Origin of the sequence: Streptomyces sp. NBC_00370 (genome assembly GCF_036084755.1) — a bacterium.
GTDB lineage: Bacteria > Actinomycetota > Actinomycetes > Streptomycetales > Streptomycetaceae > Streptomyces.
The window spans coordinates 2311244-2336189 of the sequence record NZ_CP107968.1 but is presented as its reverse complement, the minus strand read 5'-3'; the positions used below and the strand labels follow the sequence as shown (position 1 = coordinate 2336189).

Sequence of the window (24946 nt, the reverse complement as noted above, 5' to 3'; positions counted from 1 at the left end):
CCCAGTGATCGCCCTCTCCATCGCCGAGATCGCCGCCATCGTCGGCGGGCAGTCCCACGACATACCGGATCCGGCCGTACGCGTCACGGGACCCGTCGTCTACGACTCCCGAAAGGTGGAGAGCGGCAGTCTGTTCGCCGCCTTCGCCGGGGAGCGGGTCGACGGCCACGACTACGCGCGCGGCGCCGTCGAGGCGGGCGCGGTGGCCGTGCTGGCCACCCGGCCCGTCGGGGTGCCCGCCATCGTCGTCGACGATGTCGTCCAGGCCCTCGGCCGCCTCGCCAACACCGTGGTGGAACGCCTCGGTGCCACCGTCGTCGCCCTCACCGGGTCCGCGGGCAAGACCAGCACCAAGGACCTGATCGCCCAGCTCCTCCAGCGGAGCGGGCCCACGGTCTGGCCCGACGGCAACCTCAACAACGAGATCGGGCTGCCGATCACCGCCCTGCGGGCCGTCGAGGACACCCGCTACCTCGTCCTGGAGATGGGTGCGCGGTACATCGGGGACATCCGCTACCTCACCGGACTTGTCCCGCCGCGCATCGGTCTCGTCCTGAACGTCGGCAGCGCCCACATCGGCGAGTTCGGCAGCCGCGAGAACATCGCCGTCGCGAAGGGCGAGATGGTCGAGGCGCTGCCCTCCGCCGAGGCGGGCGGAGTTGCCGTCCTGAACGCCGACGACCCGCTCGTCAGCGCGATGAGATCCCGCACCAAGGCTCGAACAGTTTTCTTCGGAGAGTCCGACGAAGCAGACGTACGGGCAGAGAACGTCCGGCTCACAGCCACCGGACAGGCCGCGTTCCTGCTTCGAACACCCTCCGGGTGCAGGGACGTGACGCTGCGGCTGTACGGTGAGCACCACGTGTCGAACGCGCTCGCCGCGGCCGCCGTCGCCCATGAGTTGGGCATGTCCGTCGACGAGATCGCAGAGGCGCTCTCCGAGGCGGGAACCCTCTCCCGCTGGCGTATGGAGGTCACCGAGCGCTCGGACGGCGTGACGATCGTCAACGACGCCTACAACGCGAACCCCGAATCCATGAAAGCGGCGCTCCGTGCGCTGGCCGCCATGGGCGGCGCCTCATCGGCAACGGGGGGACGTACCTGGGCGGTGCTCGGCCCGATGGCCGAGCTCGGTGACGAGGCGCTCGCCGAGCACGACGCGGTCGGACGGCTCGCCGTCCGGCTCAACGTCAGCAAGCTCGTGGCAGTCGGGGGCCGGGAGGCGTCCTGGCTGCGACTGGGCGCTTACAACGAGGGTTCGTGGGGTGAGGAGTCGGTGCACGTGTCCGACGCGCGGGCGGCGGTCGACCTGTTGCGCAGTGAACTGCGTCCGGGAGATGTCGTGCTGGTGAAGGCGTCCAGGTCGGCCGGTCTTGAGCAGGTGGCCCTGGCACTGCTGGAGACGACCTCCGAGGGCGAGGTTGCCGGCCGATGAGGCAGATCCTCTTCGCGGGAGCCATCGGGCTCTTCCTGACCCTGATCGGCACGCCGCTGCTGATCAAGCTGCTGGCCCGCAAGGGATACGGCCAGTTCATCAGGGACGACGGCCCGCGCTCCCACGGCAGCAAGAAGGGGACGCCCACCATGGGCGGCATCGCCTTCATCCTCGCCACCCTGATCGCCTACATCCTGGCGAAGGTGATCACCGGCGAGGACATGCGGTTCTCGGGTGTGCTGGTCCTGTTCCTGATGACCGGCATGGGCGTCGTCGGATTCCTCGACGACTACATCAAGATCGTGAAGCAGCGCTCGCTGGGGCTGCGGGCCAAGGCGAAGATGGCGGGGCAGCTGATCGTCGGCATCGCCTTCGCCGTCCTCTCGCTGCAGTTCGCCGACGCCCGCGGCAACACCCCGGCCTCGACCAAGCTGTCGTTCGTCTCGGACTTCGGCTGGTCGATCGGCCCGGTGATCTTCGTGGTCTGGGCGCTGTTCATGATCCTCGCGATGTCGAACGGGGTGAACCTCACCGACGGCCTCGACGGCCTCGCGACCGGCGCCTCCGTGATGGTCTTCGGCGCCTACACCTTCATCGGCCTCTGGCAGTTCCAGGAGTCCTGCGCCAACGCGGCGACCCTGACCAACCCCAACGCCTGTTTCGAGGTGCGAGATCCGCTGGACCTCGCGGTCGTCGCCTCCGCCCTGATGGGCTCCTGCTTCGGCTTCCTGTGGTGGAACACCTCACCCGCCAAGATCTTCATGGGCGACACCGGATCGCTGGCGCTCGGCGGCGCGCTCGCCGGCCTCGCCATCTGCTCGCGCACCGAGTTCCTGATCGCCCTGCTCGGCGGTCTCTTCGTCCTGATCACCATGTCCGTGGTGATCCAGGTCGGTTCGTTCAAGACCACCGGCAGGCGGGTCTTCCGGATGGCGCCACTCCAGCACCACTTCGAACTCAAGGGGTGGTCCGAAGTCCTTGTCGTGGTCCGCTTCTGGATCATCCAGGGCATGTGCGTGATCGTCGGACTCGGCCTCTTCTACGCCGGCTGGGCGGCCCAGAAGTGACCGGCCCGCACCCGGAGCCGACCGACTGGCACGGCAAGCGGGTCACCGTCGCCGGACTCGGCGTCTCAGGTCTCCCCGCGGCCCGGGTGCTGCGCGGACTCGGCGCCGACGTCACCGTCGTCAACGACAGCGACGACGAGCGCGCACGCGCCCAGGCGGCCGAACTCGAACCGCTCGGCGTCACCGTGCGCCTCGGCGACGGGGACACGCTGCCCGTCGGCACCGAACTCGTCGTCACCGCCCCCGGCTGGCAGCCGGGCAAGCCGCTCTTCGCGGCGGCCGCCGCCGCGGGCGTGGAGATCTGGGGCGACGTCGAGCTGGCGTGGCGGCTGCGCGGCCCCGACGCGGCCCCCTGGCTGGCCGTCACAGGCACCAACGGCAAGACGACGACGGTCAGGATGCTCGCCGCCATCCTGGCCGCTGCCGGGCTGCGTACGGCCGCCGTCGGCAACATCGGCGTCTCGCTCCTCGACGCGGTCACCGGCGACGAGACGTACGACGTCCTCGCCGTCGAACTCTCCAGCTACCAGCTGCACTGGGCGCCGAGCCTGCGCGTCCACTCGGCCGCCGTGCTCAACCTCGCCCCGGACCACCTGGACTGGCACGGCTCCATGGAGGCGTACGCCGCCGACAAGGGCCGCGTCTACGAGGGCAACCGCGTCGCCTGCGTCTACAACGCCGCCGACAAGGCCACCGAGGACCTGGTGCGCGCCGCCGACGTCGAAGAGGGCTGCCGGGCCGTCGGATTCACCCTCGGCGCCCCAGCGCCCTCCCAACTCGGCGTCGTGGACGGGATCCTGGTCGACCGCGCGTTCGTCGACAACCGCAGGGAGCAGGCGCAGGAGCTGGCCCACGTCTCCGACGTCGACCCGCCGGCCCCGCACAACATCGCCAACGCCCTCGCCGCCGCCGCCCTCGCCCGCGCCTACGGTGTCGAACCCGCCGCCGTACGCGACGGACTGCGCGCGTTCCGCCCCGACGCGCACCGCATCGAGCATGTCGCGGACGTCGCGGGCGTGAGCTTCGTGGACGACTCGAAGGCCACCAACACCCACGCGGCAGAGGCGTCCCTGGCGGCCTACGAGCCGATCGTGTGGATCGCCGGCGGCCTCGCCAAGGGCGCGACCTTCGACGAGCTCGTCGCCCGCTCGGCGAAGCGGCTGCGCGGCGTGGTCCTGATCGGCGCCGACCGGGCGCTGATCCGCGAAGCCCTCGCGCGACACGCCCCCGAAGTCCCTGTCGTGGACGTCGAACGGACCGACACTGGAGCGATGTCGGCGGCGGTACGCGAAGCGGCGCGGCTCGCACAGCCGGGGGACACCGTACTGATGGCCCCGGCCTGCGCCTCGATGGACATGTTCGCCAACTACAACAAGCGCGGCGAGGCGTTCACCGACGCGGTCCGCGCACTCGCCGCCGAGCACGCCTGACACCAGCGGCCGCACCGCAGGCCCGACCGGAGGGGACAGCGACGATGCCGGCTGAGGACACCGCAGGACCCGGCATCGCCGCAGGGCGCAGGCTCGCCCTGCGCAGCCGCTCGGCGGGGGCGGCCGTCCGCCGCCCGCCGAGCGCCCGCCGCGGCGGCGCCGGCGGCAGCAGACCGCGCCCGCCGCGCGGCGGCGGGGTTCGCGGCTTCTACGAGAACGCCCGCCGTACCTGGGACCGGCCGCTCACCGCGTACTACCTGATCCTCGGCAGCGCCTCGCTGATCACCGTGCTGGGTCTGGTGATGGTCTACAGCGCCTCGATGATCAAGGCACTTGAGCTGTCGCTGCCCGCCTCGTACTTCTTTCGCAAACAACTGCTCGCCGCCCTCATCGGCGGCGGGCTGCTGCTCGTCGCCTCCCGGATGCCCGCCAAACTGCACCGGGCGCTGGCCTATCCGCTGCTCGCCGGCACGGTCTTCCTGATGGCGCTCGTGCAGGTCCCGGGGATAGGGCAGTCGGTCAACGGCAACCAGAACTGGCTCTCGCTCGGCGGCCCTTTCCAGCTCCAGCCCAGCGAGTTCGGCAAGCTGGCGCTGATCCTGTGGGGCGCGGATCTGCTCAGTCGCAAACAGGACAAGAACCTGCTGACCCAGTGGAAGCACCTGCTGGTGCCGCTCGTCCCCGTCGCCTTCATGCTGCTCGGTCTGATCATGCTCGGCGGCGACATGGGTACGGCGATCATCCTGACCGCCATCCTCTTCGGCCTGCTGTGGCTGGCCGGGGCTCCCACCCGGCTGTTCGGGGCGGTACTCGCGGTGGCCCTCGCCGTCGGTGCCATGCTCATCAAGACCAGCCCCAACCGGATGGGCAGGCTCGGCTGCATCGGCGCCAGCGAGTCGGGTCCCGCCGACCAGTGCTGGCAGGCCGTCCACGGCATCTATGCTCTGGCATCGGGCGGATGGTTCGGTTCCGGTCTCGGCGCGAGTGTGGAGAAGTGGGGCCAACTGCCCGAACCGCACACGGACTTCATTTTCGCCATCACCGGGGAGGAACTGGGTCTTGCGGGGACGCTGTCGGTGCTCGCCCTCTTCGCGGCTCTAGGCTATGCGGGTATCCGCGTGGCCGGACGCACGGAGGACCCCTTCGTGAGGTACGCGGCGGGAGGTGTGACCACCTGGATCACGGCTCAGGCCGTGGTGAACATCGGTGCGGTGCTCGGCCTTCTGCCGATCGCCGGGGTCCCGCTGCCGCTGTTCTCCTACGGAGGGTCGGCCCTGCTGCCGACGATGTTCGCCGTCGGGCTGCTGATCGCCTTCGCGCGAGAGGATCCAGCGGCGAAGGCGGCCCTGGCCATGCGGCAGCCTGTCTTCGGCAGGAAGAAGCGTGCCGGGGCGAGATGGAAGACGATGAGACGGCGCGTCAAGAAGCGTCCGTCCGGAGAGCGGTGAATTTCGGTGCATGTCGTACTCGCAGGTGGGGGGACCGCCGGTCATATCGAGCCGGCGCTCGCCCTCGCGGATGCCCTGCGCAGGCAGGACCCCACCGTGGGGATCACGGCCCTCGGCACGGAACGCGGTCTCGAGACCAGGCTCGTACCCGAGCGCGGGTACGAACTGGGGCTGATTCCCGCCGTACCGCTGCCCCGCAGGCCCACACCCGAGCTGATCACCGTCCCCGGGCGGCTGCGCGGCACGATCAAGGCCGCCGAGCAGATCCTGGAACGCACCAAGGCCGACTGCGTCGTGGGCTTCGGCGGCTACGTGGCGCTGCCCGGCTATCTCGCCGCCAAGCGTCTCGGCGTGCCGATCATCGTCCACGAGGCCAACGCGCGCCCCGGCCTGGCCAACAAGATCGGCTCCCGGTACGCGGCGGCCGTGGCCGTCTCGACCCCTGACAGCAAGCTGCGGGGCGCCCGCTACATCGGCATCCCGCTGCGCCGTACGATCGCCGTCCTCGACCGCGCCAAGGTCAGGCCCGAGGCGCGCGCCGCGTTCGGTCTCGACCCCAACCTGCCGACGCTGCTCGTCTCCGGCGGTTCGCAGGGCGCGCGCCGGCTGAACGAGGTCGTCCAGCAGATCGCGCCGACGCTCCAGCGCTCCGGGATCCAGATCCTGCACGCGGTCGGTCCGAAGAACGAAATGCCGCATGTGGACAACATGCCGGGTATGCCGCCCTATGTCCCGGTACCGTATGTGGACCGGATGGATCTCGCGTACGCCGCTGCCGACATGATGCTCTGCCGCGCGGGCGCGATGACCGTCGCCGAACTCTCGGCGGTCGGGCTGCCCGCCGCCTACGTCCCGTTGCCGATCGGCAACGGCGAACAGCGGCTCAACGCCCAGCCGCTGGTGAAGGCCGGCGGCGGCCTGCTGGTCGACGACGCCGATCTCACTCCCGAGTGGGTCCAGGGCAATGTGCTCCCGGTGCTCGCCGATCCGCACCGGCTGTACGAGATGTCCCGCGCGGCCTCCGAGTTCGGCCGCAGGGACGCCGACGACCTGCTCGTCGGCATGGTGTACGAGGCGATCGCCGCACGCCGTCAGGCGTAGGAGGCGGAGAGGCAGGGAGCATGGCCGGACCGTCGACCGCCGAGCGTGGCGCGCGACCGCAGTCGGAGTCCGGCCGCCCCGACGGGGGGCCGGAGGGGCGGGACAGCCGGATTCCCAGCCGTCGTGTGATCGTCGTATTGATTGCGGTGGTTCTGGTTCTCGCCGGCGGAATCTGGCTGCTTTACGGTTCTTCGTGGCTGCGCGTCGACCGGGTGAAGACTTCCGGCACAGAAGTGCTGACTCCCGGCCAGGTGGCGCAAGCGGCGGCCGTACCGATGGGATCGCCGCTGATTTCCGTCGACACGGACGGGATTGAGGCACGGGTCCGGCAGAAGCTGCCGCGTATCGACTCCGTGGAGGCGGTTCGTTCTTGGCCGCACGGCATCACGCTGAATGTCGTCGAACGAAAGCCCGCGCTGCTAATCGAAAAGGGCGCAAAGTTCATCGAAGTGGACGCCGGAGGAGTGCGTTTCGCCACCGTGGAGAAGGCGCCCAAGGGCGTACCCCTGCTCGAATTGACGGTGGCTCAGTCCCCGGCCCAACAGCGCTTCACCAGCACCCGGCTGGTGCGTGAGGCGGTCGCGATCCGCAGGGCACTGCCCGGCAAGGTCGCCGCCGACACCAGGACTTTGCACGTGCGTTCGTACGACTCGATCTCTCTCGAGTTGAGCGGAGGCCGTACGGTGATGTGGGGAAGCAGCGAGGACGGCGCGGCCAAGGCACGTGCGCTCACCGCCTTGATGAAAGCAGTTCCGAAGGCTGGTCACTTCGATGTGAGCGCGCCCACCGCGCCTGCCGCGTCAGGGAGTTGACGGGCATATGTGCTGGCCACCACCCTGGTTGGTCATCGCTATGGGTGATCACATAGGGTGAAAAGAAAAACGGGAGGTTCGGCGTGTTCGTTGAACGTGCGCCACTTGTCGACTTAGTGTCCTGTTCGGAAGAGTCCAAGAAGCAGACACACTGGTAACCCTAAACTTCAACGTTAGGGTTTGGGTCGGCGTTTCGGACCGTCCCATCGGCATCAGTCGTCGCGGCGCCACATCGGCGGAGCGACGACACGTAACTCGAGGCGAGAGGCCTTCGACGTGGCAGCACCGCAGAACTACCTCGCAGTCATCAAGGTCATCGGTGTCGGCGGCGGTGGTGTCAATGCCATCAACCGAATGATCGAGGTCGGCCTCAAGGGTGTCGAGTTCATCGCGATCAACACTGACGCGCAAGCCCTGTTGATGAGCGACGCAGACGTCAAGCTCGACGTCGGCAGGGAACTCACCCGTGGCCTCGGCGCCGGAGCCAATCCGGCAGTCGGTCGTAAGGCGGCAGAAGACCACCGTGAGGAGATCGAGGAGGTCCTCAAGGGGGCCGACATGGTCTTCGTCACCGCAGGCGAAGGTGGCGGCACAGGCACCGGCGGCGCACCCGTCGTCGCCAACATCGCACGCTCGCTCGGCGCGCTCACGATCGGTGTGGTCACCCGGCCGTTCACCTTCGAGGGCCGGCGCAGGGCGAACCAGGCGGAGGACGGCATCGCCGAACTCCGCGAAGAGGTCGACACCCTCATCGTCATCCCCAACGACCGGCTGCTGTCCATCTCGGACCGTCAGGTCAGCGTCCTCGACGCGTTCAAGTCCGCGGACCAGGTGCTGCTGTCGGGTGTTCAGGGCATCACCGACCTCATCACCACACCCGGTCTGATCAACCTCGACTTCGCCGACGTCAAGTCCGTGATGTCCGAGGCGGGCTCGGCGCTCATGGGCATCGGCTCGGCGCGCGGCGACGACCGCGCGGTGGCCGCCGCCGAGATGGCGATCTCCTCGCCGCTCCTCGAAGCGTCCATCGACGGCGCGCGCGGCGTGCTGCTCTCCATCTCCGGCGGCAGCGACCTCGGTCTCTTCGAGATCAACGAGGCGGCGCAGCTGGTGAGCGAGGCGGCCCACCCCGAGGCCAACATCATCTTCGGCGCCGTCATCGACGACGCCCTGGGCGACGAGGTGCGGGTCACCGTGATCGCCGCGGGCTTCGACGGCGGACAGCCGCCGACCCGGCGCGAGACGGTGCTCGGTGCCTCGGGCAAGCGCGACGAGCAGCCGGCCCCGGCCAGGAACGCGGACAGCGGCCGCTCCACGAGCGGTCTCGGCACCGTGCCGCCGCGTGAGGAGAAGCCGGTCCAGGCCGACCCCACGCCGGTCAACGAGAAGCCGCTCCCGCCGGTCAGCGCACCCCAGGTCCCGCCGGCCCGTCCGTACCAGGACAGCCAGGCCGAAGAGCTGGACGTCCCGGACTTCTTGAAGTGATAAGTCCGATCACCGAAGTCAGTTCGAAGGGCGGCGCGCACTTCGCCTTCACCGACAGGTGGGGCGGGGTGAGCGCCGCTCCGTACGAGGAGCTCAACCTCGGCGGCGCGGTCGGCGACGACCCCGCCGCCGTCCTGGCGAACCGCGGGACGGCGGCGAAGTCCCTCGGGCTCGACCCCGAGCTGGTCGTCTGGATGAACCAGGTGCACGGCCGGGACGTCGCCGTGGTCGACGAGCCGTGGCAGCCGGCGGCGGGCGGCGGGATCCCCGCGGTCGACGCGCTCGTCACCCGGCGGCGCGGCCTCGCGCTCGCGGTGCTCACCGCGGACTGTGTCCCCGTCCTGCTGGCCGATCCGGTCGCCGGGATCGCGGCGGCGGCGCACGCCGGACGGCCCGGGATGGTCGCGGGGGTCGTCCCCGCCACCGTCGAGAAGATGATCACACTGGGCGCCGATCCGGCCCGGATCACCGCGCGTACCGGACCCGCCGTCTGCGGGCGCTGCTACGAGGTGCCGGAGCAGATGCGGGCCGAGGTGGCGGCGGCCGTACCCGCCGCCTGGGCCGAGACCAGTTGGGGCACCCCGGCCGTCGACGTGACCGCGGGTGTGCACGCGCAACTCGACGCGCTGGGCGTTCAGGACCGTCGGCGCTCCGCGTTCTGCACCCGGGAGTCGGCCGATCACTACTCGTACCGGCGCGACCGCACGACCGGGCGGCTCGCCGGCTATGTCTGGCTGGACTGATACGCGATGACCGACCGAAGAGCCGAACTCACAAGAAACCTCGCCACGGTGGAGGAACGTATCTCCTCCGCCTGCGCCGCAGCGGGCCGGCGGCGGGACGAGGTCACCTTGATCGTCGTGACCAAGACCTACCCCGCGAGCGACGTCCGACTCCTGCACGAGCTGGGTGTCCGGCACGTCGCCGAGAACCGCGACCAGGACGCCGCCCCGAAAGCCGCCGCTTGTTCGGATTTGTCGCTTACCTGGCACTTCGTCGGTCAATTGCAGACCAACAAAGTCCGTTCCGTAGCCAGTTACGCGGACGTGGTGCAGTCTGTCGATCGGCTCAAGCTTGTCACGGCGCTGTCGGCTGCCGCGGTGCGCACCGGGCGTGAACTGGAGTGTCTGATCCAGGTGGCGCTCGACGCCGAGTCCGGCGAACGCGGATCGCGCGGCGGCGTGGCGCCCGACGGGATCGAGGAGTTGGCCACCGCGGTGGCCGAAGCCCCGGGACTGCGGCTCGGCGGTCTGATGACGGTCGCGCCGCTCGCCGGACCGTACGCGGGTCGGCAACGGGCCGCGTTCGAGCGTCTGCTGGAATTGTCATCCAGCCTGCGCGCGGCCCTTCCGGCTGCGAACATGGTCTCAGCAGGGATGAGCGCGGATCTCGAAGAAGCCGTGAAGGCGGGTGCGACACATGTGCGCGTCGGTACGGCGGTACTCGGAGTCCGACCCCTGCTCGGGTAACGTCGCGAAGCAAGTCGGACCACAGTAGAAAATATGGTCATTTCGCCGTAAGGCGGATGGACCGAGTGGATCGAGGGCACTTGGTGACGAGGCCGATCCACCACAGAGCGGAGGACCCAGAGCATGGCCGGCGCGATGCGCAAGATGGCGGTCTACCTCGGCCTCGTGGAGGACGATGGGTACGACGGCCGGGGCTTCGACCCCGACGACGACTTCGAACCCGAGCCGGAACCCGAGCGGGAGCACCGGCGCCACCAGCCGGTGCACCAGGAGCGGGACGAACCGGTGCGCATGGCCCAACCACCCGCCCAGCGCGAGCGGGAGCCGGTGCCGCTAGCCGCAGAAAGCGGACGTCCGGCACGAATCGCCCCCGTGGCATCCATCACACCTGAACGCCCGAGCCTGGAGAAGAACGCACCGGTGATCATGCCCAAGGTTGTGTCCGAGCGGGAGCCGTATCGCATCACCACACTGCACCCGCGGACCTACAACGAGGCCCGTACCATCGGGGAACACTTCCGCGAAGGCACGCCGGTGATCATGAACTTGACCGAGATGGACGACACCGATGCGAAGCGACTTGTCGACTTTGCCGCGGGTCTGGTGTTCGGTCTTCATGGCAGCATTGAGCGGGTGACGCAGAAGGTGTTCCTGCTGTCTCCTGCTAACGTCGATGTCACGGCGGAGGACAAGGCCCGCATCGCAGAGGGCGGATTCTTCAACCAGAGCTGAGAACCACACCGGGAACGACCCGGCCGCGAGGCCGGGCCAAGGCAGAGCCAGGGGAGAGGGAAGCGCGGGATGGGCGTAGCGCTGCAGGTGGTCTACATCGCGCTGATGTGCTTCCTCATCGTGCTGATTTTCCGGCTGGTCATGGACTACGTCTTCCAGTTCGCGCGTTCATGGCAACCAGGCAAGGCGATGGTGGTCGTACTTGAGGCCACCTACACTGTCACCGATCCACCGCTCAAGCTTCTGCGGCGGTTCATTCCGCCGTTGCGTCTCGGGGGCGTGGCACTCGACCTGTCCTTCTTCGTTCTGATGATCATCGTGTACATCCTGATCTCGCTCGTAAGCAAACTTGCGAGCAGCGTGTGAACGATACGGTCTTGCCGACTGCCGACGACTACGTAGAGGTGAAGAAGAGATGCCGCTGACCCCCGAGGACGTGCGGAACAAGCAGTTCACGACCGTCCGCCTCCGAGAAGGCTATGACGAGGACGAGGTCGATGCCTTTCTCGACGAGGTCGAGGCCGAACTGACCCGCCTGCTCCGCGAGAACGAGGATCTGCGCGCCAAGCTGGCCGCCGCGACGCGTGCCGCCGCGCAGAACCAACAGCAGCAGGGGATGCGCAAGCCTCCAGAACCTCAGGATCGCACCGGCGGTCCCGTTCCAGCGGCCATATCCGGCCCGCCGGTCCAGCAGCAGCCCCCGCAGATGGGTCCGCCTCAGCTGCCCGGCGGTGCCCCGCAGCTCCCGGCAGGCCCGAGTGCCCACGGCCCGCAGGGCCACGGACCCCAGGGTCACGACCCGCGCGGCCAGCAGCAGCACGGCCCCGGTCCGATGCAGGGCGGCCCGATGCAGGGTGGACCCATGCAGGGCGGCCCGATGCAGGGCGGTCCCATGCAGGGTGGACCCATGCAAGGCGGCCCGATGCAGGGCGGTCCCATGCAGGGCGGCCCGATGCAGGGTCAGCAGATGCAGGGCGGCCCCATGGGCGGACCGATGGGCGGCCCCATGGGCGGCCACCCGGGAATGGGCCAGCCCGGCCAGGGCCCCGGCGGCGACAGCGCTGCCCGAGTCCTCTCGCTCGCCCAGCAGACCGCGGACCAGGCGATCGCCGAGGCGCGTTCCGAAGCCAACAAGATCGTCGGTGAGGCGCGCAGCCGCGCCGAGGGTCTGGAGCGGGACGCCCGCGCCAAGGCGGACGCGCTGGAGCGGGACGCGCAGGAGAAGCACCGCGTGGCGATGGGCTCGCTGGAGTCCGCCCGCGCGACGCTGGAGCGCAAGGTCGAGGACCTGCGCGGCTTCGAGCGCGAGTACCGCACCCGTCTGAAGTCCTACCTGGAAAGCCAGTTGCGTCAGCTGGAGACCCAGGCCGACGACTCGCTGGCCCCGCCGCGCGCACCCGCTGCCGCGTCGCTGCCGCCGTCGCCGTCCATGGCTCCGGCCGGTGCGGGTGCGATGGGTCACACCATGGGCGGCAACCCGTCCATGGGCGGCGGCCACGGCCCCGGCCCCGGTCCGTCGTACGGCGGCCAGCAGCAGATGTCGCCGGCGATGACCCAGCCGATGGCACCGGTACGGCCGCAGGCGCCGCAGCCGATGCAGCAGGCACCGTCGCCGATGCGCGGCTTCTTGATCGACGAGGACGACAACTGACGGGGTTGCGCGCGCGCTGCGCGTAGCCGTCGGCAGGCAAAGGGCCGGGCCCGAGGTGAAAACCTCGGGCCCGGCCCTTTTGCGCGCGTTGCGAGTTCCCCTACCCGCCCCTTCCCGAAACCGGGGCCGGCCCCGGACCCCGGCCCGGAGGCGCACCGCGGCTACGCCGCTCGCGCCCGGGGCGGGGATGGAAACCGGGGCAAGCCCCTGGACCCCACGACCGGTGCAGGCGCGGCTGCGCCGCTCGCGCCGGGACGGGACGGAAACCGGGGCGAGCCCCGGACGCGGGGTGCACGGCACCCGCGCGGGGTTCGCGTCCTGACGGACCGAACCCCGGCAACAAACCGGGGCGAGCCCCGGACCCCTGCCACAGGTGTGGCGTAGCCGCGACGCGCCGGCTCGGGGGTCCGGGGGCTTGCCCCCGGTTTCGGGAAGGGGCGGGTAGGGGAACTGCCCGCGCAGCGAAGCCGGCCGCCCCCTGCCCGTTACACCTTGTGCAGGTGGAACGTCAGCGACAGGCCCTCGTCCGTGAACGCCGCACCGTACGACTCGTCGTCCGGTGCGCCCGGCGCGAAGTCCAGGGCCAGGACCTCTTCCGCGATCAGGTCCGCGTGGGCGCGCAGGGCCTCTTCCGTCGGGGACGACGGGGAGGTCCAGCGGACCGCGATCCGGTCCGCCACGTCCAGGCCGCTGTTCTTGCGGGCCTCCTGGATCAGCCGGATCGCGTCGCGGGCCAGGCCCGCCAGGCGGAGTTCCGGGGTGATCTCCAGGTCGAGGGCGACCGTCGCGCCCGAGTCGGACGCCACCGACCAGCCCTCGCGCGGGGTCTCCGTGATGATGACCTCGTCCGGGGCCAGCGAGACCTCGGCGCCGTCGACCGTGACCGACGCCGTACCGTCGCGCAGCGCCGCCGACAGGGCCGCCGCGTCCGCCGCGGCGACGGCCGCGGCCACCGCCTGGACGCCCTTGCCGAAGCGCTTGCCCAGGGCGCGGAAGTTGGCCTTCGCCGTCGTGTCGACCAGCGAGCCGCCGACCTCCGACAGGGTCGCGAGGCCCGCGACGTTCAGCTCCTCCGTGATCTGGGCGCGCAGCTCGTCCGAGAGCGACTCGAAGCCCGTCGCCGCGATCAGCGCGCGCGACAGCGGCTGACGGGTCTTCACCCCCGACTCCGCACGCGTCGCGCGGCCCAGCTCCACCAGGCGGCGGACGAGCAGCATCTGCTTCGACAGCTCCGGGTCGATCGCCGCCAGGTCCGCCTCCGGCCACACCGACAGGTGTACGGACTCGGGTGCGTCCGGGGTGACCGGGACGACCATGTCCTGCCAGACGCGCTCCGTGATGAACGGGGTCAGCGGCGCCATCAGCCGCGTCACCGTCTCCAGCACGTCGTGCAGCGTCCGCAGCGCCGCCTTGTCACCCTGCCAGAACCGGCGGCGCGAGCGCCGCACGTACCAGTTCGACAGGTCGTCGACGAACGCCGACAGCAGCTTGCCGGCGCGCTGCGTGTCGTACGCCTCCAGCGCCTGCGTCGACTGGTCGACCAGGGCGTGCAGTTCGCTCAGCAGCCAGCGGTCGAGCAGCGGCCGGTCGGCCGGCGCCGGGTCGGCCGCCGAGGGTGCCCACAGCGACGTACGGGCGTACAGCGCCTGGAACGCGACCGTGTTCCAGTACGTCAGCAGCGTCTTGCGCACGACCTCCTGGATCGTGCCGTCGCCGACGCGCCGCGCCGACCACGGCGAGCCGCCCGCCGCCATGAACCACCGCACGGCGTCAGCGCCGTGCTGGTCCATCAGCGGGATCGGCTGCAGGATGTTGCCGAGGTGCTTGGACATCTTGCGGCCGTCCTCCGCGAGGATGTGGCCGAGGCAGACCACGTTCTCGTAGGACGACTTGTCGAAGACCAGCGTGCCGACCGCCATCAGCGTGTAGAACCAGCCACGCGTCTGGTCGATCGCCTCGGAGATGAACTGCGCCGGGTAGCGCTTCTCGAACAGGTCCTTGTTCTTGTGCGGGTAGCCCCACTGCGCGAACGGCATCGAACCCGAGTCGTACCAGGCGTCGATGACCTCGGGCACGCGCGTCGCCGTCAGTTCGCAGCCGGACTCCGGGCAGCCGAAGACCACCTCGTCGATGTACGGGCGGTGCGGGTCGAGCGACGACTGGTCGGTGCCGGTCAGCTCGGTCAGCTCGGCGCGCGAGCCCACGCACGTGAGGTGGTTGTCGGCGCAGCGCCAGATCGGCAGCGGCGTGCCCCAGTAACGGCTGCGCGACAGCGCCCAGTCGACGTTGTTGTCCAGCCAGTCGCCGTACCGGCCGTGCTTGACCGAGTCGGGGAACCAGTTGGTCTTCTCGTTCTCCGCCAGCAGCCGCTCCTTGACCGCCGTCGTCCTGATGTACCAGGACGGCTGCGCGTAATAGAGGAGCGCGGTGTGGCAGCGCCAGCAGTGCGGGTAGCTGTGCTCGTACGGCACATGACGCAGCAGCAGACCGCGTGCGCGCAGATCCTCGGTCAGCGCCTCGTCGGCCTTCTTGAAGAAGACGCCGCCGACGAGCGGCACGCTCTCCTCGAACGTGCCGTTCGGCCGGATCGGGTTGACCACCGGCAGGCCGTACGAGCGGCAGACCTTCAGGTCGTCCTCGCCGAAGGCGGGGGACTGGTGGACCAGACCCGTACCGTCCTCCGTCGTCACGTACTCGGCGTTGACGACGTAGTGCGCCGGCGTGTCCTCGGGGAAGTCGATGAGCGTGAACGGGCGCTGGTACGTCCAGCGCTCCATCTCGCGGCCGGTGAAGGTCTGCCCGGTGCGCTCCCAGCCCTCGCCCAGCGCCTTCTCCAGCAGTGGCTCGGCGACGACAAGACGCTCCGTGCCGTCCGTCGCGACGACATACGTGACGTCGGGGTGCGCGGCGACCGCGGTGTTGGACACCAGCGTCCACGGGGTGGTCGTCCAGACCAGCAGCGCCGCCTCGCCCGCGAGCGGGCCGGAGGTCAGCGGGAAGCGGACGAAGACGGAGGGGTCGACGATCGTCTCGTACCCCTGCGCCAGCTCGTGGTCGGACAGCCCCGTCTCGTCCTTCGGGCACCAGGGCGAGACCCGGTAGTCCTGGATGAGCAGACCCTTGTTGAAGATCTCCTTCAGCGACCACCAGACGGATTCGACGTACTCCGGGTCCATCGTCCGGTACGCGTCGTCGAGGTCGGTCCAGTACCCCATGCGGGTCGTCAGCTCGGCGAAGGCGTCCGTGTGCCGGGTGACCGACTCGCGGCACTTGGCGTTGAACTCGGCGATGCCGTACGCCTCGATGTCCTTCTTGCCGTTGAAGCCCAGCTCCTTCTCGACGGCCAGCTCGACCGGCAGCCCGTGGCAGTCCCAGCCGGCCTTGCGCGCGACGTGATAGCCGCGCATGGTGCGGAAGCGGGGGAAGACGTCCTTGAAGACGCGGGCCTCGATGTGATGCGCGCCCGGCATGCCGTTGGCGGTGGGCGGGCCCTCGTAGAAGACCCACTCGGGGCGGCCCTCGGACTGGTCGAGGCTCTTGGCGAAGACCTTGGCGTCGCGCCAGAAGTCCAGCACGGCGTGCTCCAGGGCGGGCAGGTCGACCTGCGCCGGCACCTGGCGGTAGAGCGGCGGCTGCGGCGGGGTCAGGGGTGTCGCGGGTGTCGCTGGCGTGGTCATCGGTCGCTTCCTCCGGCGGAACTGCGTCGTCTCCGTCGAAGGGACGAGAGCTGGGCTCCCGCGGTACCACCCTCCTTGGCCCCGGGCGTACGCCGCCCGTGGCCCCCTCATTGGGGTCGCGCTGCCGGTTCTACTCGCGCCGGTCCTTCGAGGACCCGCGCTTTCTTCCGGCGGCTCCGGGGTGATCCTTCACTTCGCGCTGTGCCCCCGGGCTCGCACCGTCCCCGGGTCGCTCATGGCCGCTTACGACGCTACTCGTCCCCATCCACGCCTTTCGCTGACGCCAGTGTACGGTCCCGCGCGGCGCGGGCAGACCCGATTTTTCCGCGCGGCGGCGGGGCCGGCCCCAGGTCGGCATACGGCGCAGCGCGTGACCCGAATGGTCATGACGTAGCAGGACACTCCCGGCAGCCGCCCGGCGGCGGATTACCGGGCGGGGAGCTGGGCACAACGCATGGAGGCGTGTCTTGTCACGACAGGGGGAGGCCCGTGGCGGCGGCGTGCCCCGTTGCCGCGGGGGCGATGTCGATTTATCGTCCCAACACGATTTGCGCGCAAGATCACAAAATGTGAAGGGGCCGCGGCATGGTGGCGAAGAAGTCCGCCGCGAACGACTCAGCCGCGAGCAAGGCGGCAGCGAAGAAGGCGGCGAAGAAGGCGTCGGCCGAGCGGTCGCCGGAGGGCACGGCACCGGCGAAGAAGAGGCCGGCGAAGAAAGCCGCGGCGAAGAAGGCCGCACCAGCGGCCGAGGGGGCGGCCCAGGCCGCGGAACAGACGGGAGCCAAGACGGTGGGAGCCAAGAAGACTGCGGGCGGCAGCGGGACCACAGCCGCCACCGAGGGCGCCGCGACCGCGACAGCGGTTCCGCCGGCACCCGTCGCCGCCGCGACACCTCCGGGGGAGCTGGCGGTACGCCCGGGTGAGGACCCGTGGACACCGGAAGAGGTCGCCGAGGCGCGTGCGGGCCTGGAGGGCGAGGTGACGAGGCTGGCGCACGAGATCAGCTCGTCCGAGCAGGCCCTCGCCGGGCTGATGCGGGACTCCGGGGACGGCGCGGGTGACGACGACGCCGACACCGGTACCAAGAACATCACCCGCGAACACGAGATGTCCCTCAACGCCAACGCCAGGGAGATGCTCGAACAGACCGAGCGGGCGCTCCAGCGCCTCGACGCGGGCACGTACGGCCTGTGCGAGGTCTGCGGCAAACCGATCGGGAAGGCGAGGATGCAGGCGTTCCCCCGGGCCACGCTCTGCGTCGAGGACAAGCAGAAGCAGGAGCGCCGGGGCTAGCCGCTCGCAGCTGTCCGGCGGATCGCCCTCGGGCGGCGGCTGACCTGGGGAGCGTCGTGTCGTATCCTCGGCGTCAAAGCATCTAGGTTGAGGGACTCACGTGACAGAGGCGGAGCGCATCATCGGTACGCCGGATGTCGACGACGAGGCAGCGGAGGCCGCCGAGCGGCCCAAGGGGCGGCGCAAGATCGTCGCCCTGTTCGTCGTCGCCCTCCTCGCCTACCTGCTGGATCTCGGCAGCAAGACGCTGGTCGTGGCCAAGCTGGAGAACGAGGCCCCGGTCGACGTCTTCGGCGACGTGCTGCGGTTCCGGGTGATCAGGAACGCGGGCGCTGCGTTCGGTCTCGGCGCCGCGTACACCGTGATCTTCACGGTCATCGCGGCCGCCGTGATCGTGGTCATCGCCCGGCTCGCCCGCAAGCTGCACAGCCTGCCCTGGGCCATCGCCCTCGGCCTGCTGCTCGGCGGCGCGCTCGGCAATCTCACCGACCGGATCTTCCGGGCACCCTCCGTCTTCCAGGGCGCGGTCGTCGACTTCATCGCGCCCTGGCACTTCGCCGTGTTCAATCTCGCCGACTCCGCGATCTGCTGCGGCGGCGTCCTCATCGTGATCCTGTCCTTCCGGGGCCTGGACCCGGACGGGACAGTCCACAAGGACTGACAAGGCATACTCGACGGGTGAGCTTCCCCGAGATCAGAACGCTGCCCGTGCCCGATGGACTGGAAGGCGAGCGCGTCGACGCCGCCATAGCCCGTATGTTCGGGTTCTCCCGTACGAAGGCGGCCGAGCTGGCCGCCTCAGGGAAGGTCCAGGTCGACGGCTCCGTCGTCGGGAAGTCCGAGCGGGTGAACGGCGGCGCCTGGCTCGAAGTGGAGATGCCGGCCCCCGCGGTGCCGGTGCGGATCGTCGCCGAGCCGGTCGAGGGCATGGAGATCGTCCATGACGACGACGACATCGTCGTGATCGTCAAGCCGGTCGGAGTCGCGGCCCATCCCAGCCCCGGCTGGACGGGCACCACCGTCATCGGCGGCCTGGCCGCCGCCGGATTCCGTATCTCGACCTCCGGCGCGGCCGAGCGCCAGGGCATCGTGCACCGGCTGGACGTCGGCACCTCCGGGCTGATGGTGGTGGCCAAGTCGGAGCGTGCGTACACGCTGCTGAAGGCCCAGTTCAAGGAGCGCGTCGTCGACAAGCGCTACCACGCGCTGGTGCAGGGACACCCGGACCCGATGAGCGGGACCATCGACGCCCCCATCGGCCGGCACCCGCACCACGACTACAAGTGGGCGGTCACCGCCGACGGCAAGCCGTCCGTGACGCACTACGACCTGATCGAGGCGTTCCGGTCGGCCTCGCTGCTGGACATCAAGCTGGAGACGGGCCGTACGCACCAGATCCGCGTGCACATGTCGGCCCACCGGCACCCCTGCGTGGGCGACCTGACCTACGGCGCCGACCCGACCCTGTCCAAGCGCCTCGGCCTGACCAGGCAGTGGCTGCACGCGGTGCGCCTCGGCTTCGAGCACCCCTCGGACGGGCGCTGGGTGGAATTCGAGAGCACGTACCCCGCCGATCTGCAGGGTGCGCTGGACAAGGTGAGGGCGGAGAGCAACGCATGACCGAGGCAGCGGCGGGCGGCGCCGCGTACCGGATACGGGTCGCGGTCGACCCGGCCGACCGTGAGGCGTGCTTCGGCATCCGCAAGGACGTCTTCGTCGCCGAGCAGCGGGTGCCCGAGGACATCGAGTACGACAGGCACGACGAGACGGCCGTCCACGTACTCGCGGTCCGCGACGACGGGCTGCCGCTGGGCACCGGACGACTGCTGTACGGCGCCGACGCGGCCGGCAGCACCGGCGGAGCGCCCGGCGTCGGCTCGCTCGGCCGGCTCGCGGTGACCAAGGCCGCCCGCGGTCTGGGCGTCGGCGCGGCGCTGGTGCGGGCCATCGAGGACGCGGCGCGCGAGCGCGGTCTGACCGCCGTCGACCTGCACGCCCAGACGCACGCCATGGGCTTCTACCAGAAGCTGGGCTACGAGCCGTACGGACCCGAGTTCCAGGACGCGGGCATCGCCCACCGGTCGATGCGGCGGGGGCTGTAAAAGCGCCGGTCGGAGCACATGGCACTCTGGTGTCTTGATCGTCCGATCCCCGCCCCAACCTCTGTGGCGGCTGTCGACCGCCGGAGGACGCACCCGTGGACCAGTTGGCGTTGCTCTTCGCGCTGTTGCTCGGTGCGGTGGTCATGGTGCCGGTCGGCGAGCGCATCGGACTGCCGCCGCCGGTCCTGATGACCCTGCTCGGGGTCGTCCTCGCCCTGCTGCCGTTCGTGCCGAACGTCGAGGTGCCGCCGGACTTCATCCTGCCGGTGCTGCTTCCGCCGCTGCTGTACGCGGCCGTGCAGCGCACCTCCTGGCGGCAGTTCGCCGCCAACAGACGCCCCATCTTCCTGCTCGCCGTCGCGCTGGTGTTCGTCACGACGGCTGCGGTCGCCGCGGTCGCCGGCTCCGTCGTACCGGGACTGCCGATCGCCGCCGCCGTCGCGCTGGGCGCGCTCGTCGCGCCGCCCGACCCGGTCGCGGCGACCGCCGTCGCCGGATCGCTGGGGCTGCCGCGCCGGCTCGTGTCGATCCTGGAGGGCGAGGGGCTCTTCAACGACGTCACCGCGATCGTGCTCTACCACGTGGCGGTCCTCGCGGCCGTCAGCGGCAGCTTCTCGTGGCCGCACGCCGTGGGGTCGCTGGTGCTCTCCGCCGTGGTGGCCGTCGCCGTCGGGCTCGTTTTGGGCTGGGTCTCCAACAAGCTCATGGCACTGCTCGGCGACGCGACCCTGCAGATCGGCCTCACGCTGCTGGTGCCGTTCATCAGCTACGTCCTCGCCGAGGAGCTGAGCGGCTCCGGTGTGCTGGCCGTGCTCACCGTCGCGCTGTTCCTCGCCGAGCACACGGCGGACGCCGACGACGTGATGGGACGGCTCGCGGGCAACTCGTTCTGGGAGATCGTCGACACGCTCGTCACCGGCGTCGCCTTCGGCCTCATCGGCCTCGAACTGCACAACGCGCTCGGCACCGCCGACAGTCACATGGCGGAGATGCTGGGCTGGGGCGGCGCCGTCGTCGTGGTCGTCGTCGGGGTACGGCTGCTGTATCTGCTGCCTGCCACCTGGCTCGCCAAACGACTGCACAAGCTGCGCGACTACGACGAGGACATCCCCGTCGGCTGGCGCGAGACGGTCGTCATGTGGTGGGCCGGTATGCGCGGTGTCGCCTCCGTCGCGCTGGCGCTCGCCATCCCGCTCAAGACCGACGACGGCAAACCGTTCCCGGGGCGCGACGAGATCGTCTTCATCGCGTTCGTCGTCATCATGGCCACGCTCGTCATCCAGGGGCTCACGCTGCCCTGGCTGGTGCGCAAGCTGGGCGTACGCGCCGACACGGACGCCGAGCGGGAGCTGGAGCACTCGCTGGCGATCCGGGCCGCCAGGGCGGCGCGGCGCAGGCTCAGGGAGATCGACGCCGCCGAGGAACTGCCCGAGGAGATCAGCGAGCGGCTGGCGCGCGCGGCGATCGACATCGGGGCGCGGATCAGCCCGCTGGTCGTCGACGACGAGCGGCGCGATTGGTTCGCCAAGCGGCAGGACTACCTGAAGACGCTCCAGCGCGTCCAGCGCGACATGATGTCGGCGGCCCGCCACGAGATCCTGGCGGCCCGCAACGAGCCGGGCGCCGACCCGGAGGTCGTGGACAAGGTGCTACGCCACCTGGACGTCCGCAGCATGCGCTGACCCGGCCCCGCATGGGGCCCGGGTCTCGCACGCCGGGCTTCATCCCGCGCCGGGCCAGGTCAGCTCCCGGCCGCCCGCTTCAGCCGCGGCCCGTGTCCGGGGCCTGGGCCTGGGCCTCGACGCTTTCGCGTTCCTCGCGGCCCTCCCGCTGTGTCGGCGGGCGTCCGCCGTTCGACGGGAACTGGCCGTCGGGGGACGGCACAGGCGCCGCCGCCATGGCGACCCTCGGCAGTGCGTACGGGTGGTCCTCCGCCAGCCACGCGATCAGCTGCTCGCGTACCGCGCAGCGGACCGTCCAGATGTCGTCGGCGTCCTTGGCCGTGACGACCGCCCGCACCTCGATCGTCGTCGGACCCGTGTCCGTGACGGCCAGGCTCCACGTACGGCCGTCCCACGCCTCGCACCCGAGCAGGATCTCCTCCAGCTTCTCGCGCATCAGCGGCACCGGGGCCGAGTGATCCAGCTGGAAGAAGACCGTGCCGGTCATCTGCACCCCGCCGCGCGACCAGTTCTCGAACGGCTGGCTGGTGAAGTACGACACCGGCATCGTGATGCGCCGCTCGTCCCAGGTCCGCACGGTGAGGAAGGTCAGCGTGACCTCCTCGACGACACCCCACTCGCCGTTCACCACGACCGTGTCGCCGATCCGCACCATGTCGCCGAAGGCGATCTGGAAGCCGGCGAAGAGATTGCCGAGGGTGGCCTGCGCGGCGACACCGGCGACGATCCCGATGATCCCGGCCGACGCCAGCATCGACGTACCGATCGCGCGCATGCCGGGGAAGGTGAGCAGGATCGCGGCGACCGCCACGATCACCACGACCGCCGTGACGATCCGCATGATCAGCGTCACCTGGGTCCGCACCCGGCGCACCCGGGCCGGGTCGCGGGTCGCCGACGCGTAGCGCGTGTACGAGGACTGGACGACGGCGGACACGATCCGCACCACCAGCCAGGCGCTCGCGCCGATCAGCACCAGCGTCAGCAGCTGCCCGATGTGCGCCTGGTGGTCCTGGATGACCTGCCACTTGACTGCGCGGTAGGTGCCGCGCAGCAAGGAAGTGAGCAGTACGACCAGGAGCGGTGGCTGGCAGCGGCGCAGCAGCCCCCACAGCGGGGTCTCGCGGTGCCGCTCGTCCGCGCGGCGCAGCAGGACGTCCACGCCCCAGCCGAGCAGCAGCGCGAGGACGACGGACCCGCCGATCACGGCCAGCGGTCGCAGTACGTTCTCCATGTCTCCCTCGATCGTCGTCCCCGTTCCGGGCTGGCAGGATGGCCGGATGGACATCATGCTTTTCCATTCGGCCCTCGGGCTGCGCCCGGCCGTGCACACGGCAGCCGAGCGGCTGCGCGGGGCCGGGCATTACGTGCGCGTGCCCGACCTGTACGAGGGACAAACCGCCGGGACGGTCGAGGACGGCATGGCGCTGAAGGACAAGATCGGCAAGGAGGAGCTGCTGCGGCGGGCCGTCCTGGCCGCGGCGCCGTACTCCGAGCGCGGTCTGGTCTACGCCGGGTTCTCGCTCGGCGGCTCGATCGCACAGAACCTCGCGCTCGGCGACGACAAGGCGCGCGGCCTGCTGCTGTTGCACGGGACGTCCGACATCGCGGAGAACGCGTCGGTGGACGAGCTGCCCGTACAGCTGCACGTGGCCGAGCCGGACCCGTTCGAGACGGACGACTGGCTGAACGCCTGGTACCTGCGCATGCGGCAGGTCGGCGCCGATGTGGAGATCTACCGGTACCCGGGGGCCGGCCATCTGTACACCGACCCCGAGCTGCCCGACCACGACGCCGAAGCGGCCGAGCAGACCTGGCGGGTCGCGCTGGGTTTCGTCGAATCGCTCTGAGCGACCCCGAGGAGCCGGCCCGCCAGGGCCCGTCCGGTGGCAGGCTCAGCCCAGGGCCTCAGCCCAGGGCCTCAGCCCAGGGCCTCAGCCCAGGGCCTCAGCCCAGGGCCTCAGCCCAGGGCCTCAGCCCAGGGTCTCAGCCCAGGGCCTCAGCCCAGGGCCTTCGTCAGCGCCGCGTTGAAGTCCGCCACCGTCATCGGCGGGTTCTGGCTGCCGTCCGAAGCGGTGAGCGTCTTGCCGTCCATCTTGAAGGTCGGGGTGCCCTGCACACCGCTCTTGTCGAAGGCGGCCGACATCTTCATCGCCCAGGCGTCGTACGTCCCGTCCTTGACGGCCTTCTGGAACGCCGCGTTGATCTTCAGCTCCGGCACCGTGTTGGCCACCTGGATCAGATAGCTGTCCTTGGCGAACTTGTCCTGCGTCTCCTCGGGGTGGTACTTCGCCGAGTAGAGGGCCGTCTTGTAGTGCATGAAGGCGTCCGTGCTGACGTTGAGCGCGGCGCCCATCGCCGACAGGGCGTTCTTCGAGCCGACGCCGTTGCTGCTGTTGTCGATGAAGGTGGCGCCGACGTACTGGATCTTGAACTTGCCCGCGTCGAGGTCGTTCTGGACGGTCGAGCCGACCGTCTGCTCGAAGCTCGCGCAGATCGGGCAGCGCGGGTCCTCGAACGTCTGCAGGGTCTTCTTGGCGGTGGACTTGCCGATGACGACGGTCGTGCCGTCCGTGCCCGAGGTGTGGGCGGGCGCGACGACGTTCGTCACCTTCTTCGCCGCCTCCCAGTGGTCGGGCTTGTTGGACTGCACGACGGCGAAGCCGACACCTGCGGCTATCGCGAGGACCACGACGACCGAGCCGCCGACGATGGACTGCCTGCGGACCTTGTCCTTGCGCGCCTGCCGCTCGCGCTCCTCGCGCAGCCGCTCGCGGGCGGCAGCCTTGTTGGACTGGTTGTTGCGTGTGCTCATGGGGGTTCACTCCGTGTGACGTACTGAGGTACTGAGAGAAGACGGACGCGGGGGAGCTGCGGCTCAGACGGAGCCGAGCGCGAGACGCGGAGGTCCCCGCCGTCCTACGGAGTGCACGAGAAGCCGGGTACGGGAGAAGCGCGGGCGGTCGGCCGGGCGCGCCCCGCGCCGGACGGCGCCGCGCACCGTGCCCGCCACGCCGGCCGCGGTCAGCAGCGGGCGGAAGGCGAGGGTGGCGACGGCGCGTACCAGCGAGGCGAGGGCCGACTCGCCGTGCCGCAGCCAGTAGGCGGCGAACATGCCGACCGAGACATGCACGGCGAGCAGCAGCCAGGGCAGCGCCGGGTCGGGCGAGCTGAGCAGCGCTGCGATGCTCCCGCCGGGGGAGGCCACGCCCGGCAGCGGGGTGCCGACGGCGCCGCCGCACAGGACGTCGAAGCCGACGGAGCGCAGCGACCCGGCGACGGGCCCGCCCGCCGGGCCGTAACAGACGTGCTGGCCCGCGGTGAAGACGGTGTCCGCGGCCAGTTCGAGCGGGACGAGCAACGCCGCCGTGCGGCCGAAGCTCCGCTCACGGCCGCCGGTCGCGTAGGCGAGGGCGAAGACCACGGCACTCAGCCCGGCGACGACGGACAGCGGAAGCGGCGCCCGGGACAGCAGCACGTGCGAGCCCGCGGACAGCGTCACGACCAGTGCCGTGAAGAGTGCTGCCCGCGCCGCCCTGAGCTGCGTCCCGGATATGTCCAT

At 70.3% G+C, this 24946-nt stretch carries 22 protein-coding genes; 18 read left to right on the top strand and 4 right to left on the bottom strand.

Annotation, left to right across the window (positions count from 1 at the left end; genetic code table 11):
- Window positions 1-4: 4 nt before the first annotated feature.
- From OHS57_RS10150 to OHS57_RS10095, 12 genes are all read left to right on the top strand, one after another.
- Window positions 5-1435: a UDP-N-acetylmuramoyl-tripeptide--D-alanyl-D-alanine ligase gene (locus OHS57_RS10150; RefSeq protein ID WP_328581696.1), complete on the top strand. Its 1431-nt coding sequence runs from the start codon at window positions 5-7 to the stop codon at window positions 1433-1435.
- Window positions 1432-2502 (top strand): phospho-N-acetylmuramoyl-pentapeptide-transferase, encoded by a 1071-nt coding sequence (mraY, locus tag OHS57_RS10145; protein WP_041990693.1) that lies wholly within the window; start codon window positions 1432-1434, stop codon window positions 2500-2502. The genes OHS57_RS10150 and mraY overlap by 4 nt, the downstream gene beginning before the upstream one ends.
- Window positions 2499-3932, top strand: coding sequence for a UDP-N-acetylmuramoyl-L-alanine--D-glutamate ligase (gene murD / locus OHS57_RS10140; RefSeq protein WP_328581695.1), 1434 nt, complete (start codon window positions 2499-2501; stop codon window positions 3930-3932). Before mraY ends, murD begins: the two co-directional genes overlap by 4 nt.
- Before the next feature lie 44 nt (window positions 3933-3976).
- A complete protein-coding gene (gene ftsW, locus OHS57_RS10135) occupies window positions 3977-5380 on the top strand; it encodes a putative lipid II flippase FtsW (RefSeq protein WP_328581694.1) in 1404 nt (467 codons plus the stop codon).
- A gap of 6 nt (window positions 5381-5386) precedes the next feature.
- Complete coding sequence (murG, locus tag OHS57_RS10130) at window positions 5387-6481, top strand: undecaprenyldiphospho-muramoylpentapeptide beta-N-acetylglucosaminyltransferase (protein ID WP_041990699.1); 1095 nt, start codon at window positions 5387-5389, stop codon at window positions 6479-6481.
- Window positions 6482-6501: 20 nt separating this feature from the next.
- Complete coding sequence (locus tag OHS57_RS10125) at window positions 6502-7293, top strand: cell division protein FtsQ/DivIB (protein WP_041990702.1); 792 nt, start codon at window positions 6502-6504, stop codon at window positions 7291-7293.
- 276 nt (window positions 7294-7569) lie between these two features.
- Window positions 7570-8778 carry a cell division protein FtsZ gene (ftsZ, locus tag OHS57_RS10120; protein ID WP_041990704.1) on the top strand — a complete coding sequence of 403 codons (1209 nt, stop codon included), beginning with the start codon at window positions 7570-7572 and terminating at the stop codon, window positions 8776-8778.
- Window positions 8775-9521 (top strand): peptidoglycan editing factor PgeF, encoded by a 747-nt coding sequence (gene pgeF, locus OHS57_RS10115; protein ID WP_041990706.1) that lies wholly within the window; start codon window positions 8775-8777, stop codon window positions 9519-9521. The genes ftsZ and pgeF overlap by 4 nt, the downstream gene beginning before the upstream one ends.
- A 6-nt stretch (window positions 9522-9527) precedes the next feature.
- Entirely contained in the window at window positions 9528-10247 is a 720-nt protein-coding gene (locus tag OHS57_RS10110; RefSeq protein WP_041990708.1) for a YggS family pyridoxal phosphate-dependent enzyme, read from the top strand.
- 123 nt (window positions 10248-10370) lie between these two features.
- Window positions 10371-10979, top strand: a complete 609-nt coding sequence (locus OHS57_RS10105) for a cell division protein SepF (protein ID WP_041990709.1) — start codon at window positions 10371-10373, stop codon at window positions 10977-10979.
- Between the two features lie 69 nt (window positions 10980-11048).
- Complete coding sequence (locus OHS57_RS10100) at window positions 11049-11345, top strand: YggT family protein (RefSeq protein WP_041990710.1); 297 nt, start codon at window positions 11049-11051, stop codon at window positions 11343-11345.
- A 49-nt stretch (window positions 11346-11394) separates the two neighbouring features.
- A complete protein-coding gene (locus tag OHS57_RS10095; RefSeq protein WP_041990711.1) occupies window positions 11395-12630 on the top strand; it encodes a DivIVA domain-containing protein in 1236 nt (411 codons plus the stop codon).
- 485 nt (window positions 12631-13115) lie between these two features.
- Here the strand turns inward: OHS57_RS10095 and ileS are convergent, their stop codons facing one another.
- On the bottom strand, window positions 13116-16277 hold the full coding sequence (ileS, locus tag OHS57_RS10090) for an isoleucine--tRNA ligase (RefSeq protein WP_328585034.1): 3162 nt from the start codon (window positions 16275-16277) through the stop codon (window positions 13116-13118).
- Window positions 16278-16892: 615 nt separating this feature from the next.
- Between ileS and OHS57_RS10085 the strand changes: the two genes are divergently transcribed.
- The 5 genes from OHS57_RS10085 (at window position 16893) to OHS57_RS10065 (ending at window position 21384) form a co-directional block, all read left to right on the top strand.
- Window positions 16893-17600 (top strand): TraR/DksA family transcriptional regulator, encoded by a 708-nt coding sequence (locus tag OHS57_RS10085; protein ID WP_328581693.1) that lies wholly within the window; start codon window positions 16893-16895, stop codon window positions 17598-17600.
- 100 nt (window positions 17601-17700) lie between these two features.
- Entirely contained in the window at window positions 17701-18261 is a 561-nt protein-coding gene (gene lspA / locus OHS57_RS10080) for a signal peptidase II (protein ID WP_328581692.1), read from the top strand.
- 17 nt (window positions 18262-18278) lie between these two features.
- On the top strand, window positions 18279-19220 hold the full coding sequence (locus tag OHS57_RS10075) for an RluA family pseudouridine synthase (protein ID WP_041990717.1): 942 nt from the start codon (window positions 18279-18281) through the stop codon (window positions 19218-19220).
- Window positions 19217-19702, top strand: coding sequence for a GNAT family N-acetyltransferase (locus tag OHS57_RS10070; protein ID WP_328581691.1), 486 nt, complete (start codon window positions 19217-19219; stop codon window positions 19700-19702). Before OHS57_RS10075 ends, OHS57_RS10070 begins: the two co-directional genes overlap by 4 nt.
- Before the next feature lie 95 nt (window positions 19703-19797).
- Window positions 19798-21384 (top strand): Na+/H+ antiporter, encoded by a 1587-nt coding sequence (locus tag OHS57_RS10065; RefSeq protein WP_328581690.1) that lies wholly within the window; start codon window positions 19798-19800, stop codon window positions 21382-21384.
- A 79-nt stretch (window positions 21385-21463) separates the two neighbouring features.
- On the opposite strand, the gene OHS57_RS10060 is transcribed toward OHS57_RS10065, so the two are convergent.
- On the bottom strand, window positions 21464-22618 hold the full coding sequence (locus tag OHS57_RS10060; RefSeq protein ID WP_328581689.1) for a mechanosensitive ion channel family protein: 1155 nt from the start codon (window positions 22616-22618) through the stop codon (window positions 21464-21466).
- Window positions 22619-22664: 46 nt separating this feature from the next.
- Here OHS57_RS10060 and OHS57_RS10055 point away from each other — a divergent pair, with 46 nt between their 5' ends.
- On the top strand, window positions 22665-23234 hold the full coding sequence (locus tag OHS57_RS10055; RefSeq protein WP_041990728.1) for a dienelactone hydrolase family protein: 570 nt from the start codon (window positions 22665-22667) through the stop codon (window positions 23232-23234).
- Between the two features lie 149 nt (window positions 23235-23383).
- On the opposite strand, the gene OHS57_RS10050 is transcribed toward OHS57_RS10055, so the two are convergent.
- Entirely contained in the window at window positions 23384-24199 is an 816-nt protein-coding gene (locus OHS57_RS10050; RefSeq protein ID WP_328581688.1) for a thioredoxin domain-containing protein, read from the bottom strand.
- Window positions 24200-24262: 63 nt separating this feature from the next.
- The gene (locus OHS57_RS10045; RefSeq protein WP_041990732.1) at window positions 24263-24946 is read right to left on the bottom strand and encodes a hypothetical protein; all 684 of its coding nucleotides are present in this window, start codon (window positions 24944-24946) and stop codon (window positions 24263-24265) included.